The 15,897-nt window shown below is 32.5% G+C and carries 18 protein-coding genes and 1 tRNA gene; 7 read left to right on the top strand and 12 right to left on the bottom strand.

What is annotated here, in order from left to right; translation table 11 throughout:
• Nucleotides 1-16 precede the first annotated feature (16 nt).
• The 3 genes from ilvC to ASJ80_RS05915 all read left to right on the top strand — a co-directional run bounded on the left by ilvC (nt 17) and on the right by ASJ80_RS05915 (nt 3,850).
• Complete coding sequence (ilvC, locus tag ASJ80_RS05925) at nt 17-1,003, top strand: ketol-acid reductoisomerase (protein WP_069582196.1); 987 nt, start codon at nt 17-19, stop codon at nt 1,001-1,003.
• 71 nt (nt 1,004-1,074) lie between these two features.
• Nucleotides 1,075-2,067, top strand: a complete 993-nt coding sequence (locus ASJ80_RS05920) for a methanogenesis marker 12 protein (RefSeq protein ID WP_069582189.1) — start codon at nt 1,075-1,077, stop codon at nt 2,065-2,067.
• Nucleotides 2,068-2,401: 334 nt separating this feature from the next.
• The gene (locus ASJ80_RS05915; protein WP_069582182.1) at nt 2,402-3,850 is read left to right on the top strand and encodes an oligosaccharide flippase family protein; all 1,449 of its coding nucleotides are present in this window, start codon (nt 2,402-2,404) and stop codon (nt 3,848-3,850) included.
• Nucleotides 3,851-3,925: 75 nt separating this feature from the next.
• On the opposite strand, the gene ASJ80_RS17655 is transcribed toward ASJ80_RS05915, so the two are convergent.
• The 6 genes from ASJ80_RS17655 to surE form a co-directional block, all read right to left on the bottom strand.
• A complete protein-coding gene (locus ASJ80_RS17655; protein WP_255360669.1) occupies nt 3,926-4,060 on the bottom strand; it encodes a hypothetical protein in 135 nt (44 codons plus the stop codon).
• Between the two features lie 69 nt (nt 4,061-4,129).
• Entirely contained in the window at nt 4,130-4,297 is a 168-nt protein-coding gene (locus ASJ80_RS16985; RefSeq protein WP_176720167.1) for a hypothetical protein, read from the bottom strand.
• Between the two features lie 10 nt (nt 4,298-4,307).
• Nucleotides 4,308-4,520: a hypothetical protein gene (locus ASJ80_RS05910; protein ID WP_069582176.1), complete on the bottom strand. Its 213-nt coding sequence runs from the start codon at nt 4,518-4,520 to the stop codon at nt 4,308-4,310.
• Between the two features lie 190 nt (nt 4,521-4,710).
• Entirely contained in the window at nt 4,711-5,667 is a 957-nt protein-coding gene (locus ASJ80_RS05905; protein ID WP_069582166.1) for a type II CAAX endopeptidase family protein, read from the bottom strand.
• Between the two features lie 365 nt (nt 5,668-6,032).
• Nucleotides 6,033-6,329, bottom strand: a complete 297-nt coding sequence (locus tag ASJ80_RS05900; RefSeq protein WP_069582163.1) for a DUF2098 domain-containing protein — start codon at nt 6,327-6,329, stop codon at nt 6,033-6,035.
• 40 nt (nt 6,330-6,369) lie between these two features.
• Entirely contained in the window at nt 6,370-7,146 is a 777-nt protein-coding gene (gene surE, locus ASJ80_RS05895; RefSeq protein WP_095652049.1) for a 5'/3'-nucleotidase SurE, read from the bottom strand.
• A 177-nt stretch (nt 7,147-7,323) separates the two neighbouring features.
• Between surE and ASJ80_RS05890 the strand changes: the two genes are divergently transcribed.
• Nucleotides 7,324-8,112 carry a restriction endonuclease gene (locus tag ASJ80_RS05890; RefSeq protein WP_176720171.1) on the top strand — a complete coding sequence of 263 codons (789 nt, stop codon included), beginning with the start codon at nt 7,324-7,326 and terminating at the stop codon, nt 8,110-8,112.
• A gap of 389 nt (nt 8,113-8,501) precedes the next feature.
• On the opposite strand, the gene ASJ80_RS05885 is transcribed toward ASJ80_RS05890, so the two are convergent.
• Nucleotides 8,502-8,573: transfer RNA gene (locus ASJ80_RS05885), tRNA-Val, on the bottom strand.
• A 279-nt stretch (nt 8,574-8,852) separates the two neighbouring features.
• On the opposite strand from ASJ80_RS05885, the gene ASJ80_RS05880 reads away from it, so the two are divergent.
• Both ASJ80_RS05880 and ASJ80_RS05875 read left to right on the top strand, forming a co-directional pair.
• Complete coding sequence (locus ASJ80_RS05880) at nt 8,853-9,776, top strand: branched-chain amino acid transaminase (RefSeq protein WP_069582151.1); 924 nt, start codon at nt 8,853-8,855, stop codon at nt 9,774-9,776.
• Between the two features lie 326 nt (nt 9,777-10,102).
• Nucleotides 10,103-10,555, top strand: a complete 453-nt coding sequence (locus tag ASJ80_RS05875; protein WP_069582144.1) for a hypothetical protein — start codon at nt 10,103-10,105, stop codon at nt 10,553-10,555.
• A 363-nt stretch (nt 10,556-10,918) separates the two neighbouring features.
• On the opposite strand, the gene ASJ80_RS05870 is transcribed toward ASJ80_RS05875, so the two are convergent.
• Nucleotides 10,919-11,428, bottom strand: coding sequence for a PsbP-related protein (locus ASJ80_RS05870; RefSeq protein ID WP_069582135.1), 510 nt, complete (start codon nt 11,426-11,428; stop codon nt 10,919-10,921).
• A gap of 199 nt (nt 11,429-11,627) precedes the next feature.
• Here ASJ80_RS05870 and uppP point away from each other — a divergent pair, with 199 nt between their 5' ends.
• Entirely contained in the window at nt 11,628-12,467 is an 840-nt protein-coding gene (gene uppP / locus ASJ80_RS05865; protein ID WP_069582128.1) for an undecaprenyl-diphosphatase UppP, read from the top strand.
• Nucleotides 12,468-12,510: 43 nt separating this feature from the next.
• Here uppP and ASJ80_RS05860 read toward each other — a convergent pair whose 3' ends face one another.
• From ASJ80_RS05860 to cobT, 4 genes are all read right to left on the bottom strand, one after another.
• The gene (locus tag ASJ80_RS05860) at nt 12,511-12,705 is read right to left on the bottom strand and encodes a helix-turn-helix transcriptional regulator (protein WP_048082002.1); all 195 of its coding nucleotides are present in this window, start codon (nt 12,703-12,705) and stop codon (nt 12,511-12,513) included.
• Between the two features lie 10 nt (nt 12,706-12,715).
• Entirely contained in the window at nt 12,716-13,276 is a 561-nt protein-coding gene (locus ASJ80_RS05855; protein ID WP_069582125.1) for a hypothetical protein, read from the bottom strand.
• A gap of 125 nt (nt 13,277-13,401) precedes the next feature.
• Nucleotides 13,402-14,109, bottom strand: coding sequence for a stage II sporulation protein M (locus tag ASJ80_RS05850; RefSeq protein WP_069582123.1), 708 nt, complete (start codon nt 14,107-14,109; stop codon nt 13,402-13,404).
• Between the two features lie 90 nt (nt 14,110-14,199).
• Entirely contained in the window at nt 14,200-15,312 is a 1,113-nt protein-coding gene (gene cobT / locus ASJ80_RS05845) for a nicotinate mononucleotide-dependent phosphoribosyltransferase CobT (protein ID WP_083240833.1), read from the bottom strand.
• Nucleotides 15,313-15,897: the final 585 nt, after the last annotated feature.

The following is a 15,897-nucleotide window of genomic DNA, read 5'->3' as shown; positions in this document are numbered from 1 at the left end:
TCATCGGAGGCACTAAATGAATATACATTACGAAAAAGACGTAGATTTAGACGTTTTAAAAGATAAAACTATAGCAGTTATAGGTTATGGTAGTCAGGGAAGGGCACAAGCATTAAACATGTCCGAAAGTGGGTTAGACGTTGTTGTCGGACTTAGAAAAGGTGGAGCATCATGGGAAAAAGCAAAAACTGATGGTCTAACTGTATTAACCATAGAAGAAGCAGCATTAAAAGCAGACGTAATTCACATATTAATCCCTGATGAAATTCAGGAAGCAGTTTATGAAGCAGCAATTGCAGAAGGGTTAGAAGAAGGTAACACCATTTCATTCTCACATGGATACAATATACACTACAATTACATAAAAGCACCTAAAAATGTAAACGTTACAATGGTAGCCCCAAAAGCACCTGGTGCAACTGTTAGAAGAGAATATGAAGAAGGATTTGGAGTTCCAGGACTTGTAGCAGTCGAACAGGACTACACAGGAAATGCAAAAGAAATCGCACTTGCAATGGCCAAAGGATCTGGACTTACAAGGGCAGGAGTACTTGAAACAACTTTCAAAGAAGAAACAGAAACTGATTTATTCGGTGAACAGGCAGTACTCTGTGGAGGAGCAACTGAATTAATAAAAGCAGGTTTCCAAACACTTGTAGACGCTGGATACCAGCCAGAAATTGCATACTTCGAAACATGCCACGAATTAAAACTCATAGTAGACCTCATATACAAACAAGGTTTTGGTGGAATGTGGCATGATGTAAGTAACACCGCAGAATACGGAGGACTTACAAGAAGAGACAGAGTTATAACCGACGAATCAAGGGCTGCTATGAAAGAAATTCTCAAAGAAATCCAGACTGGTAAATTTACCAGGGAATTTGCCCTTGAAAACCAGGCCGGAGCTCCTATGCTCAAGAGAATGAGGGCAATGGAAGATGACCTTCAAATTGAAAAAGTAGGTACAAAACTCAGGAAACTTTGCGGATTACAAAAATAATCCCCTTTTTTTGTTTTTAAATTTTAAGTTCGAAATTATTTAATATTTTATAATTGCATAAAGGTGAATCCATGGTATTTGTTGGAATGGATCATGGGACTACAGGAGTCTCTTTTACAATTCTCGATGATGAAACTACTCATTTTAAAATCCTGCGGGAAGACTTATCTGCTGGAAAAGTCTCTGCATTAAAAGAACTTTCAAAAAGAGTTGATTTAAACTCAATTGACCTCATGGCAATAACCTATGCTATGGGAGATGCCCTAAAAGCCGTAACCCCCATAGAAAAAGTGAAAAACAGAGGAATTAAATCAATGGAAGGTGCTGGAAAAGTAACAGGCGGTGGAACAGCAGTTTATGATGAAATCGAAAATTCAGGGATTCCAACAGTTGTAATACCTGGAATTCACGATGAAACCACGTGCCTTGATGAACGTTTTAAAGCCGCTTATTCTCATCATGCCAGCTCTGAAAAAGTCAGCATATGTTATAACGCGTTCCTGGAAACAGGATTTAAGAATATGATAGTTTCAGATATCAGTTCTAATACTGTAACAATGCTGATTGAACATGGAATAATTAAAGGAGCTATGGATGCATGTATTGGTGCTATGGGAACTATTCACGGCCCGCTTGACCTTAAAATGATTAGGGATATCGATGACGGCGTTAGAACTGCCAATGAATGCTTTTCACGTGCAGGAGCTGTAAAAATAGCTGATGTATATGGAAAAGTAAGCCATATGAAAGATGAAATCATTAAAAATTATTTAAATGGCGATAAAAAGGCAAAAATTGCCGTAGATACCATGGTTATGACAATCGTGATGGAGATCTATGGACTTGCAGGAATAACAGAAAAAATCGATGGAATTATATTAACTGGCTCCACCGGATCTATGCAGGAACCAATCGATATATTTGGTGCCCTCAAAAAACAAGTAGAATGTATTGCACCTGTTGTTAGAATTGGAGAAAGATCAGGTTCTGTTGGAAGCGCCCAGATCGCTAGAGATGTTTTTGAAGGAGAAAAGGATATTTTAGGTATTCCTGTTGTTAAATAAAAAAATTAATGTTTAATACGTATTTACCCTATTATTTTCATTTTTAATTTTTTTTAGTTTGTTTATTATTAATAGAGGCATATATGATTACGCTCTTTAAAATTTAAATTTTTGTGGAGATTTTAGATTGTTTTTAAATTTTAAATCCAGTTTATAGCTAGACAATAATGGTTTATTTGAATAGAAAGTAGAAATGTGTATTTTAGTAATCTTAATATGTTACTTTATTCTATTATTAACCTCAAACATCCTAGCTAATTAAGTTGGTTAATTATCATTTAGCAAATACAAGACTTAATTGTAGCATTATTAATAATCCAATAATGGTGAGCTTTTGAGCGAATATAAACTCTTTGTACAACGAATTGGTTTATTTGGCGTGACAAATATACTTGTAAGTTTAAGTTCACTTATTTTACTGCCATTTTTAACCCAAAATTTAACAACTCAAGATTATGCAATATGGACCATATTTATTGTAACTGTTGGAATTATACCATTAATTGTAACACTAGGCCTTCCATATTCAATGGTTAGATTTTTAGCTATTAAAACTGAAACAGAGAATATAAAAGAAGAATTTTATTCTATTACATTTTTATTACTATTTGTAGGTCTAATTACCTCAATAATACTTTTTTTATTATCAAAACAGGTAGCATTAATCCTTTTTAAGGGCAATACAACAATATCCGCCTTATTAGCCTTGACTAGTTTAGCAAGTATAATATACATTTCTTTCTCTAGTTTCTTTAGAACATTCCAGCAGATGAAAATAGTCTCACTACTTTCACTGATACAGACATATCTCATGGTAGCCATAGTAGTATTCCTTTTAGAATCAGGTTATAAAATAGAAGGAGCGATATTTGGATATTTCATAGCACAGTTTATTGTAGCTTTAGCTTCAATGTGGTTAGTTCTTCGTCAAATTGGATTTAAATTCCCTAAATTTAAAAGCATACCTAAATATTTATCATTTGGTATGCCCACAATTCCAGGTAATTTATCCAGCTGGATAGTAGATGCAAGTGACCGTTATCTAATCCTGTTTATACTGGGAACAACATTTGTTGGTTATTATACGCCCGCATACACTCTGGGTATTATAATAACGATGTTTGCAGCACCGTTTAGTTTTATTTTACCAGCTTTACTGTCGAAGTATTATGATCAAAATGAAATAGGAGAAGTTAAAAAACATTTAGACTATTCTATTAAATATTTCATGCTGCTAGCGATACCTGCAGTCTTTGGATTATCCTTTCTATCAAAACCATTACTCCTTGTAATAACACATAAACCAGAACTTGCACAGAATGGTTATTTTATTACCCCTTTTGTTGCATTAGGAGCGCTTTTAGTGGGATTATATGGGATAATTGTCCAAATTCTGATATTGGAAAAGAAAACAAAAATTATGGGTTCACAGTGGATGGCTGCTGCTGCCATTAATGTAATTCTAAATATTATATTCATACCCATTTTTGGTATAATTGCCGCAGCAATCGCAACACTCACAGCATACCTGTTTACCTTAGTAGTCACTTTAATCTATTCTCAAAAATACATTAAAATAGAATTTGACTTTAAATTCCTGCTTAAAAGTCTTATAGCATCTATAGTGATGTCAACCGTTATTTTAGTTATAAACCCGGTATCTGCTATTGGGATTTTAGCAACTATCATCCTATGTTCAGCTGTTTATATAACAATTATCTTTATGTTAAGGGGAATCAGCAGAGAAGAAATAAAATTTTTCAGAGAATTAACTCATATATAATTTAGTTCCTCTAAAAACTCCATTAAGCTCATTTAATAAGATTTTAAATTTTAATTTTTTAACATTCCACCCATTTCACATTCCTGATTTCTTTTTATGTCTAATAACTAGCCATACAACTATCAATAAAACAATAATTAGGCCTACAAAGAACCCAGCTACCTGTTCTGTTGTAACTGTAGTTGTGGTAACGGTTACGGTTTGTATCATGATTTACTCTCTGATTTTTTTATTTAGCTATTCAATAACTTCAAATATTGAACTCATACTGTTAACTCGTTAAGTCTTTCTTAAACTTTTAAATAGTGATAATGTTTTTTGAATTGGTTCTCCCCAGGATTTAGCTATATATCCGCCAACACCACTTATCAATGCAAAAAGCACTAACGCAAACAATACAAAGCCTATTTGACTAACTAATCCCGGGATAGAAATTAAAGCTCCCACAACTAATCCTTCATATTACACCATATCTTATTTTCATTTCTTTAGCAAAGTTAGTAGCTATAAATCCCCCAAGCAGTAAACCAAATGTAAAAAATGGAATAAACCAGGAAGACACACTACCAAAATTTGGAACACCATAGAAAAATAGGAACCATACAATAGCAGAAAAAACAAAAGTCGTAATTACTCCAAATGCTATTGAAATAACTGGATGAAACCTCATAATTAACCCTTTCCTTTAATTTTTACTCCAAATAATCAATGATAATAAATATTTTCATAATTAATGCTTAACAAATACTAATTCTTATATTAATCTTTTAACATATAATATTAACTATTTTAGCATGAATTAATAAGATTCAATTTAATATGGATTGAATATAATGCGTTATAACCCTTTATTTTGTTAATTAAATCTTTTTAGCTTCAATTTTATCCAGTTCCACATCCACTGTATCCCTGAAAATATTGAGCAACATATCTTTTTTATTCCAGAAAACAACCCCTATCAATACCAAAGCATATAAAACAAATATTGGAACATCTGTTACAGGATTAGGGGTACCATATGAGGTTAATATAGATGGAAGACCTTCAAATCCGCCGCTGGCACTATTAACTACTACAGAAACAAAGATATTATTTGCAATGTGTACTCCCATCGCAGTTTCCAGCCTGTTTTCTCCTAAAGTTATTATACCAAGTGTTATTCCAATAATAAATACCTGGAGCACTATATCTACACTCATAATCATATCTGTACCGTTCCAGAAGTGAAGGGCTGCAAAAATGACAGAAGTAACCATTAAAGGGATTATGGGCTTTTTTGTGAGTACCCCTACTGCCTGCATAAGATATCCTCTAAAAAACAGCTCTTCAAAGGACGCTTGAAGTGGGAATACCAGTAAGCTCAAAAGCAGGAGAAAAATAAATGTACTTGGATTAAAAGTTACTTTAACACTGCCGGGATCAATCATTAACTCAATTAATGACCCGACTGTTAAAATAGCAAACCATATTCCCGCACCTTTTAATATTCTTACCCAATCTACTTTAGAGACCGTGTTAATTATAGATATGAACTTCCTTTTATGGATAAATTCTATGCATAAATAAAGGAGTAAAATCGAAATTGCAGCAGATATACCAGTTAGTACAAGCTCAAATAAAGGATTTGAAGCTATTGTATAAGACATGTCTGGAGTATTGGTTGCTATAGCTATTAATCCAAAAATTATGAAGACAGGGATAAAAATCACTGCTGTCACTGCCATAGGCACTGGCCATGTTAAAATAACGGTTAAAATGTATCTCCACCAATTGTTTTTACTTCCCGATGCGTTATCTAAAAATGTTATCCTGGACATGTTGATTACTCCTTATTTAAGATGGCCTTTTTTAATATTAAATATTATCAAAATTCTCCCAACCTATAGTATATTCTGCAGCCAGTAATTCACCCAAAATTGCATCTCTAATGTTTCTAATGATCTATAATAGAAGATTAAATGATATATTTAATAATTTAGGAATTGAAACTTGATAATCAGTTAATAAATATCCTAATATATAAAACTAACTATATTAAGATTGATTTAAAAGTTCTAATTGCTCTTTTAGAGCAATATTGCTCCGTAAAAACAAACAGCAGCATCTGATAGAATATAAACAAAAAATAGATATTTAAATTAATTTACTAAATTCAAAAGAAATTTACTGGTTTAAAAAAAAATCAACCCCCGCCGTAACCCGGGCCGTCTGCATGATCAGAAATCACAGCAGGATTTGCAACGTTAAATTTGTCAGGCTTTAATCTATTTTTCTTTTTATCCAGCTCCATATAGGCTTTATTATTCTCTATGACCTCAATATAATCAACCCTATAATAAAGACCGCTGGAATCAAGCTTAATCCATACAGTATCATTTTTAACTAGAATATCGGTTACATTTCCAGTTGTATGCGTCCGTATATACTTAACCTGCAGATTCCTCTGGATTTGTTTTCCGTTTATATCTAATATTTCCATCAGATCACGATAGACTATTTAATAAATAAAAAAATTTTATTTATTCGAGCCAATCTTTCATTAAATGAAGATCAGAGGTAGAATCAAGTGATACAGGTGTTATAGTAGGACATTTATCATACCTGAGTACATGTACATCAGTGCCCTCTTCATCTACTCCTACAGGATCCCCTGCGATCCAGTAATATTCTCTTCCCCTTGGATCAAGTCTTTTTTGAATATGGATGGAATACATTCTCTTTCCAAGCCGCGTTAATTTAATTTTATGGCTTTCTGGGTGTGAAGGTATGTTTAAATTTAAAAGATCAATTCCTTCAGGAAGGCCTTTTTTGATGATCATCTTAGAAAGTCTTTCTATAACTTTCTGAGCGAAGCTAAAATCAATGTCTACATGGCCGTCGTGAAATTTAATATCATCTCTTGTAACCTGTATAGAAGCAGCTATAGCCGGTATTTCATGAGCAGCGGCTTCCATTGCCGCGCCTATGGTACCTGAAGTTGTAAGTTCTGCCATACCTAGATTTTCGCCAATATTAATACCCGAAATAACTAAATCTGGTTTTTCATCCATTATTTCATACATTCCAAGTATTAAAGCATCTGTTGGTGTTCCTGAAACTGAATAAGCCTCGCTTCCATCCCTTAAATTAGATGAACTAACTCTCATTGGTTCAAAAAGTGTGAGTGCATGTCCTATTCCGCTTTGCTGAGTTGCTGGTGCAACGACGTAGATATCCCCCAGTTCACTAACAGCATCTTTTGCTGCTACAATCCCTGATGAGTTAACCCCGTCATCATTAGTTATCAAAATTCGCATGATGCACATATCTATATTTCAACATTCAAAAAGGTTACTGGAAGTTAATAAAAATAAATATTATTTATGTCATCAGTTAAAAGTAAATACTACATATTAAATAATGAAAATACGGAAATATAAATCATTTATAAAACAGTGATACATCTAATATAATTGAATATCTCCAATTCAAGGGTGAGGAAGTTGGAAAAAAATAGATTGGTCGATTTTGTAGCTAAAATCATGGAAAAATCTGGATTTAAGGTTCATAAGTACTTTAAGACATCAAAACACCTTGTAGATATATATGGAGTTTTACCTACTGTTTTAGGAGATATTAGCGTAATAGTGGCATGTAAAAACTATGAAGAAAGGTGGAAAGTAGGTTTAGATGTACTTAAAGAAATGGAAATGGTAGCAAAAACCCTCCAGGCATCCAAGGTAATAGTTATAACAACCTCAACTTTTTCAGATAATGCCCTGAGTTATGCAAATGGTAGAAATATTGCACTCATAGATAAAGATGAATTGATGAACATCGCTAAATCACTTTCTAAGAAGAATGTAGAAACTTATCAAAACTATGATGAGGAAGAAGAAGGTGATGAGGAAGAAACCTATGTACTTCCTTCTGATTCTGCAGGTAGTTCCTTCCTAAGTAGAGGTAAAAGAGGTTCGCTGACCGGGAAGAAAAGGAATATATCCAATAGCGACGCGTCCGATAACTTAAAAAAATGGGGTAAAACTTTATTAAGTAATCCAATAGCGCTTATTATAATTGTATTAGCTGTTTCAACACTTATACCTTATCTTATACATATAAATAAGGCACTTTTAGGGATTTTAAGAATTTTTATTGCAGCTGTGCTGTCTTATGGAATAGTAATGGCTGTAGAAAGAGATATAACTGTAACTTTAATAAGGGGAAGTACAGTATTTTTCGTGACTCTGATTATATACATAGCACTGATATTCTTAACATGAATTAACGTGCTAAATCCTCAAAAACTTTCAAATATCATATATTTTTGTAAGTTCAACTTTTTTGGGAGTTAGAAAAAGCTGTCAAAAACTTTGTTTTTGACGCATCGAAAATCGAAGATTTTCGATTGCTTTGCTTTTTCTACATTAAAAATCGAAGATTTTTAAGAGTTATAACTTAACTAATAATTTCTAAAATCTTTAAAAATAGGAAAATTTTCTAAAATTCTATTTTAATCTTATTTAATAGATGAAGTACTCATTTTGTTATTTTAAATTTTAAAAATCACTGACTTTTTTAAATACTGATTGAAAAGTAGAATAAATAGTTAACATACTAAAACTTGAATTTTGATTAATTAATGCTAGAAAAAAATAGTTAGTTATTCTAATGGGCCGGACGAGATTCGAACTCGTGATCACCTCGTTGTAAGCGAGGTATCATACCCCTAGACCACCGGCCCTTTATGCGTATTTTTGACTATTGTCAAGTAATGTATATAAACTTTTTCCAAAAAAGCGTTGAGAAATAAACTTCGGAAAATGAAATTTAAGCTTTGTTCCTATATAAACTTTTCCTAAATTAATTCAAATTATCAACTGATTTTTATATTCCTACATTTTATTATATACAATAGATAAATATTGCATAGAAAAATAAATCAAATCTAATAGCCGGAATATGATTTAGGCGTAATACATTGATTTCTTAAAATTAATCAAAGTTTAAAAGAGGGATAAGAATGGCTTTTGATGAAACTGGAAAAATATGGTTTAACGGTGAATTCGTTAACTGGAAAGACGCAAATATACATGTTCTATCTCACGTTGTTCACTACGGTTCAAGCGTATTTGAGGGCATAAGATGTTATAACACAAAAAAAGGCTCCGCTATATTGCGTTTGCGGGAGCATGTTGAAAGGTTGTTTAATTCTGGAAAGATCTACAGGATGGAAATTCCATACACCGTAGATGAAATTTGCGATGCTATAATCGAGACTGTAAAGGTTAATAACTTAAAAGATTGTTATATAAGGCCTATTGCATTTAGAGGATACAGGGAATTAGGTGTTTACCCCTTGAACTGCCCTATGGATACTGTAATTGCAGCATGGGAATGGGGAAAATATCTTGGTGATGATGCCATTGAAAATGGTGTAGATATAGGTGTCTCAACATGGAGGCGAATGGCGCCAAACACACTCCCTAATATGGCAAAGGCAGGGGCCAACTACATGAATTCTCAACTGGCAAAGATGGAATCTGTAAGCAACGGCTTCGACGAGGCAATAATGCTCGATTACCATGGAACAGTTAGTGAAGGAAGCGGTGAAAATATATTTTTAGTTAAAGACGGTGAACTGTACACTCCACACGCTTCTTTATCTCTGCTTTCTGGAATCACAAGGGACTCTATAGCTAAATTAGCTCAAGATATGGGAATTAAAGTAAATGAAGAAGCAATTCCAAGGGAAATGCTCTACCTGGCAGATGAAATTTTCATGACAGGTACAGCCGCTGAAGTTACTCCAGTTAGATCTGTTGACGGGATAAAAATAGGAAATGGAAAAAGAGGGGAAATTACAGAAAAATTACAGACAAAGTTCTTCAACATCGTCGGAGGTGTTGAGGAAGATGAACACGGCTGGCTGACCTTTATAGAGTAAGTTTGGGGATTAACTATTAACCATAAACTTACTTACTCTTTTTAAATTTTTTTTTAACTTTTCAATTTTAGTTTCTATAAGTTACAAGTTTGAAGATATAAGTTATAACATAAATCTGAAGACTTATACGCCATATTTTTGTCAATTTAGTGATTTTAAGCGTTTTTAACTGTTTTTTAATTAAAAGTCATAAATTATAAGTTATTTGTTATAAGTTATAACTGATCCAACAATCATTCATATCAGCATGACTCCCCAATTCAATTACTAGACTTAAATAAAAACTTTATTATTTAAAAATAATATCTAATTAAAGAGGTACTTCCATGCCATATCTTGTATGCGAAAAATGTAGAGAATACTACAGAATAGAAGACTGGGAAACACCCGATGAATATTCAGATAGGTGTGAGTGTGGAGGGAAATTGCATTTTTATGATTACATTCCTTTAAACAAAGCATATATACGCTTAAGATGTGGTTTTGAAGGTAGAATAGGTTCTTCAGATGAAGGTTGGTTATTTTGCCCACAATGTCAATATGAATATTTTTTAAAGGATGAATGTCCAATTTGTGGCTTCAAAGATAAATTATTAAAACAGAAATATCCCAATCTTTTCGGAACAGCGTATAAATGTCCTAATTGTGGTAACAAATTTGGTATACTATACCAAAAATCTAAAAGTAATCTTGATTATTCTTTTTTAATAAGAAACGTAGGACAGTTAATAATAATGCTAGTGCTAGCATTATTAATCATATTCAATGTTAAATTCTAATTTTTAAATCTATCGTTATAAAAAGTATGATAATTCAATTATAAGTTTTAAAATGTTGTCATAAGTTAGTCTGTAGGAAGTTATAAGTTAAAAGTTATAATCAAAAAGAAGTAGAAGTTGGTCAGTTAAAACTTATAAGTTCCACGTTATAAGAAAAAATAGTTAGAAGTTAGTCTGTGAGAAGTTATAAGTTAAAATTTATAATAAAAATGTTGTTAGAAGTTGATCAGTAAGAAGTTATAACTTCTAAGTTAAAACTTAAATCTTAAAACTTATACATACATTCTATTAAAATTTCTTTCTTAAATGCATGAATTTTTATATAAAGGACAACTAGAATATAATATGTTAAAAAAATAAAATTTAAGGTATTTTAAAGCTATTCAATATCTGATTAAGCGTTTTTTGATTATTATCAGAGGATTCAAAAACAGCCAGATAAGCTGTACGATTTTTAATGAACAAAACTCCAGATAAATAATTTTCTGATGCTTTTACAGTTAATTCATATCCTTTAACTCCATCAACAGTTACAGAACCTTCTGATACATATTTTGTACCGTTAGCGTTTAGCGTAACATTATAATATATTACTAAACTGTTCAATGTGACATCTGTCTGATTTTTAATCTTGTTAAGCCTGGCAACCCCAAAAATTGTAGATCCATCACCTACAACTGCTAATAGTTCACCTTTATCATCTAAAACACTTTTATAAGCTGTTTTATCTAGTTCACTCCAAGTTCCAGGATAAATGAATGATAAACCATTTGCAGAATAAGTTTTATTAGCCGGTGCAGGTTGACTTGTTGTACATCCCGAGACTGAGATAATCAAAGCCAAGACAGTTAATATAAAAATCCATTTCTTCATAAAATCACTATTAAATTCATTTAATACTATATAAAGGTACGATAATCCCCAAAACCATGTTTCGGTTAAAATTATCTACTAATTTTATGATGATAATGTATATTAAGTTCTTATTATAAACGTACACGAGTTAAAATGCATTTCAAATTAATAATAATTTTAACTCAATTTCTATTAAATATAATATTTTGGTGATAAAATGGATATAATTCAAGCATTAATTCTAGGAATTGTTCAGGGACTAACCGAATTCCTGCCTGTAAGCAGCTCGGCTCACCTGGTATTTGTTCCTTACATCATTGGGACTACTTCAAGCTTAGCCTATGATACTCTGTTACATATTGGAACATTAGTAGCTGTAGTGGCCTATTTCTGGAATGATATAATAAATATGTTAAAGTCATTCTTCTCCAGCTTATTAGATATATTTAGAGGCCAGTTCCGCAAAGGCCTGCAAGAAGACCAGTTCAAAAAACTGGCATGGTTCGTGATCATTGGTACAATACCTGCAGGATTAGCAGGAGTTCTATTTAAGTCAACCTTTGAAAGTTTATTCAATAACGTGATTATAGTAGGGTTCTTTTTGATTATAACCGGTTTTTTACTCTGGGGATCAGAGATGATGTCTCGAAAAATCGAAGACAAAAAAAGTTTAAAAAACATGACCCTCAAAAACTCCATAATGATTGGTATCGCCCAGGCATGTGCTATAGCCCCGGGAATATCTCGTTCTGGAGCCACAATTTCAGCGGGACTATTTTTAGGAGTAGATAAAGAGTTAGCGGCACGTTACAGCTTTTTACTGTCCATACCAGCCATACTTGGTGCTGCCCTCGTACAGGCAAAGGACATCGGTTCTATGATGGATATCGGTAGTGTAGCTGCCATAGCAGGTTTTATAGCTGCCATTATAAGCGGTTACCTTGCAGTGAGATTTATGTTAAAATTAATAAAAGAAAGGAATTTACTTCCATTTGCTTACTACTGCTGGATAATAGGGCCTTTAGCCATGATTTTAGGCTATATCTACCACTTATAAAAACTACTTTTCTATTTTTTTAAAAAATTAATTTTTCGAACTGTTATTCCTCAAAAATAAACAGTTCATCAATACTAGTTTCTAAAATTACAGCAATATCATGGGCTAACTTAAGCGAAGGATTATATTTGCCCTTTTCAAGAAATACAATAGTTTCTCTCCTGACACCGACCTTTTCAGCAAGTTCAGCCTGAGTCAAATTGTATTTAGCCCTGAATTCTTTTATTCTCGTTTTCATATGATCCCACTTATTCTATGTCGCCCCTACGGCTTAAAACTGTATTAGCTATAAGCATAGTGGATACCATGACAAAAATAGTCACTCCCATTAATTCAATTGGGTTGTGTATATTTTGCCCCCAGTACATATTTAATACAAGGAAAGTAACAAATATTAAAGTTATATACCATGAATAAGTTGCTGCAAATGTCCCTATTTTCCTTAAACGCTCATCTCGAGCTTTTTTATCCATCCCCACATATGTAAAGAAATTAGTCATCAAGCCCATTATACCTAAAAGAAGGAGAACTGACAGCAAGTCGCTCATAGTCTTTGTAACTACCATTATAAGTCCAGAAACCATTAAAGCTGCTGATCCAAACCATATACTTACATTATACATGTCATAATTGCTAAATTTACTTTTACTGTCTTTTTCACTTTCTACATTTCTGAACCTATTGATAACAGGTACAAAAAAAAGCAAGAAGAACCCAAAAAAGACATAATATATCGGATTTTCCAGTACATAGCCCATTAAGCCTAAAATTCCCAATGAGCCCCAGTAATAATTGAATTCTGTTTCCATCTCATCACTTTCCTATTTGTCCAATCTTCGAGTTATCTATTTCCAACATAAAGTTATAAATTTATAACATCATGTTATGTAATTCTAACATAAATGATATTTAAAGCTTTCTATTATCTGAAAAATTAGTATACAAAAACAGAGCGGACGCCAAAATAAAAATCATACCACGAAATATAATGATTGGTAAGTATATATACCCACCAGGTACTCCAAAAGACCTCTAAAATAGCAGCAACAGCTAGAATTACAATAATTTTTAAAATCAACGGCAAAAATTCATTTTTAATGCTCATTTTAAATGCGCCAGTATCATGTTTCAATACCATGTTTGCAAAAGATCCATAAAATTTTAAAAATGCGTCTATTGATAAAAGAGCAGCTAAAATCTCCAGCGGCAGGTGAAAAGATCCTAAAAGTATCAAAACAGCCTTAAAAATTCCAAATTTTATTACAAGCATGCCTGTAAGAGACCCTGAAAACGCGAATAAACCGGTTAACATAACAGGGACAATAGCAATACCTGTGAAGATACATAAAACCATCAGTGTAATATTATTTAAAAAAATACCAAATGAATATTGACCTAAATAATAAATAAAATGGTTCTGGAGATAATTTAATGAAATAATATCTGGCAGCTGAATACTAACATCCATATTACCAAGGAAGAACCCATAATAAAAATAAGATGCCGCATACTGCGGTTTTAAAATTGCAAATACTAGACCAGATACATAAAATAAAATAAAAATTAAAAAAGAGTATTTAGACGGTACAACATGTTTCAAACATTTTATAACCCTTTTATTTAAATTTTCATGTTTTTTCATGGCTCAATCTATTTTAAAGTTTAAATGAGTATTTTCATTTGATTGCAAACATATACTGAATTTTACCCTTTCACAAAACCATTCAACTTTCTAAAAGATCTTATCACATAAATCTTCGATTTTCAATCGTATATTATCAATAGAGACATCTTTAAGTAATGCAGCCATCATCACCCCGCCTGCACCTACACCCTCTTTTACAGAGCCATCCAAATAGTTTTTAAGCCCTGCAACAGAAGATTTCTCAAATTCAGGGTCAACTGCAAAAATATTAATATCGGCAACCTGACGTGTTAGCTGATTAATATCTGCTGTTTCATCTTCTGCAACAAAAATAGTTGTTGCAATACACAGCTTAGAGAAATCAAACCCAGGATCAATGCCTTTAATAACAGAACACACTGCAGTCATCTGCGTACCTCCAGCAAGTACAACTGGTATAGAAGAACCCATTACAATCCCCGCTACAGCAGGAATAGTTGGATCTCCAACGATTTCAACAGCCTTCAGTGCATCTTCCACAACTTCTCCTTCCCCATACCCTGCAGCTTTAAGGCCTTCCATTACTGCTTCATATTTTAAATTATGAGGATTTTCAGGCATGCTCCCACTTACTTTCTGCTTTGCATCGTATCCTAATGCGGTTAAAACTCCTAAAGCAGTAGTTGTGCCTGCAGGGGTACTTTCCCCAATTACAAGGTGATCTGTTAATTTTGATAATGTTTTTCCAAGTAAAACCCCTTTTTCAAATATTTCTCTTGCATTCGGCACAGCATTTCCAGTTCTTACATCTTCACCCGGCCTATTACCCAGTTTAATGTAAGGAATATCAGGTTTTATCCCAGTTCCAGCATCAGCCACTATTATAGGGATATCAGCAAGTTCAAGAGACGCTTTTGTTATCACTGCAGGAGTTGGAGCAACCGCGTCTCCAGTCACTGTTTGCGGGATCTCTGGCAGGCATTTTGGTTCGCCGTATATTACAAGTTCCAGATCTGCAGCAGGAGTATATTCAGTAAGTTCCGGTGTGGCACCTGCTCCAGTTATTCCAGGAATATTGGAAGTCTTTGTAGTTGCTATTACACATAAAAATAAAGTATCTTTTCCCTTTAGTTCACTTAGAATTTCTGATGATCCGTAGCATTTTATATTTTTATTAAGGGTACTGTCATCTGAAATTGCATTATTTGATAAAGTTTTCATTGATATTCACCTAACCCTTGCACTCATTTGCATTCTATTTGTTAAATTCAATATAATATAATTTGCATGATTTCACAGAAATGATATACAGCTTGATTCAAGCAAAATATAAACTTATTTTTAAGATATATCAAAAATTAAGTCATATAAAATATTTTAAACTTAAATACATTCTAATTAAAGGACATAAACAGGATATTTAAGACTTAGATAATTAAAACTGTTGCATATTCATATAAACTCAGTCGAAAGACATCCATTTCAAGTGTAACCAAAAAAATTATAATTATTTAAATACATTTTAATCTTAAATAAAAGAGCATATACTCTTTAAATCAAATTTAACTAAAAATATATATTAAATAACATGATTGATGCTATATATACAAAATTATAGGTAATTTAGTCAACATATCCCTGAAGTAGATATTTAACAAAAACTAAAAAATTATTTAATTACACGTCCAATACTAGTTTAGATACGCTCATGTCTAAATGGTTGTGCCGATGTTACTTTGAATTTTTATGAGTTATATGGTTAATTACACTTCTAAATATAGTTTCATATAATTAATTGATATTATA

It is taken from the genome of Methanobacterium bryantii, assembly GCF_002287175.1.
In the GTDB taxonomy this organism is placed as follows: Archaea; Methanobacteriota; Methanobacteria; order Methanobacteriales; family Methanobacteriaceae; genus Methanobacterium_D; species Methanobacterium_D bryantii.
The sequence above is the reverse complement of the archived record's forward strand: the minus strand, read 5'-3'. Positions and strand labels throughout refer to the sequence as shown.

Excerpts from the sequence above, each read along its gene's own strand:
- ASJ80_RS05910 (WP_069582176.1), bottom strand. The coding sequence starts at position 4,520 with ATGAGGTTTCATCCAGTTATTTCAATAGCATTTGGAGTAATTACGACT.
- ASJ80_RS05870 (WP_069582135.1), bottom strand. The coding sequence starts at position 11,428 with ATGAAGAAATGGATTTTTATATTAACTGTCTTGGCTTTGATTATCTCA.
- ASJ80_RS05875 (WP_069582144.1), top strand. The coding sequence starts at position 10,103 with ATGCCATATCTTGTATGCGAAAAATGTAGAGAATACTACAGAATAGAA.
- ilvC (WP_069582196.1), top strand. The coding sequence starts at position 17 with ATGAATATACATTACGAAAAAGACGTAGATTTAGACGTTTTAAAAGAT.
- ASJ80_RS05850 (WP_069582123.1), bottom strand. The coding sequence starts at position 14,109 with ATGAAAAAACATGAAAATTTAAATAAAAGGGTTATAAAATGTTTGAAA.
- ASJ80_RS05880 (WP_069582151.1), top strand. The coding sequence starts at position 8,853 with ATGGCTTTTGATGAAACTGGAAAAATATGGTTTAACGGTGAATTCGTT.
- uppP (WP_069582128.1), top strand. The coding sequence starts at position 11,628 with ATGGATATAATTCAAGCATTAATTCTAGGAATTGTTCAGGGACTAACC.
- ASJ80_RS05855 (WP_069582125.1), bottom strand. The coding sequence starts at position 13,276 with ATGGAAACAGAATTCAATTATTACTGGGGCTCATTGGGAATTTTAGGC.
- ASJ80_RS05860 (WP_048082002.1), bottom strand. The coding sequence starts at position 12,705 with ATGAAAACGAGAATAAAAGAATTCAGGGCTAAATACAATTTGACTCAG.
- ASJ80_RS17655 (WP_255360669.1), bottom strand. The coding sequence starts at position 4,060 with ATGATACAAACCGTAACCGTTACCACAACTACAGTTACAACAGAACAG.
- ASJ80_RS05900 (WP_069582163.1), bottom strand. The coding sequence starts at position 6,329 with ATGGAAATATTAGATATAAACGGAAAACAAATCCAGAGGAATCTGCAG.
- cobT (WP_083240833.1), bottom strand. The coding sequence starts at position 15,312 with ATGAAAACTTTATCAAATAATGCAATTTCAGATGACAGTACCCTTAAT.
- ASJ80_RS05905 (WP_069582166.1), bottom strand. The coding sequence starts at position 5,667 with ATGTCCAGGATAACATTTTTAGATAACGCATCGGGAAGTAAAAACAAT.
- surE (WP_095652049.1), bottom strand. The coding sequence starts at position 7,146 with ATGCGAATTTTGATAACTAATGATGACGGGGTTAACTCATCAGGGATT.
- ASJ80_RS05920 (WP_069582189.1), top strand. The coding sequence starts at position 1,075 with ATGGTATTTGTTGGAATGGATCATGGGACTACAGGAGTCTCTTTTACA.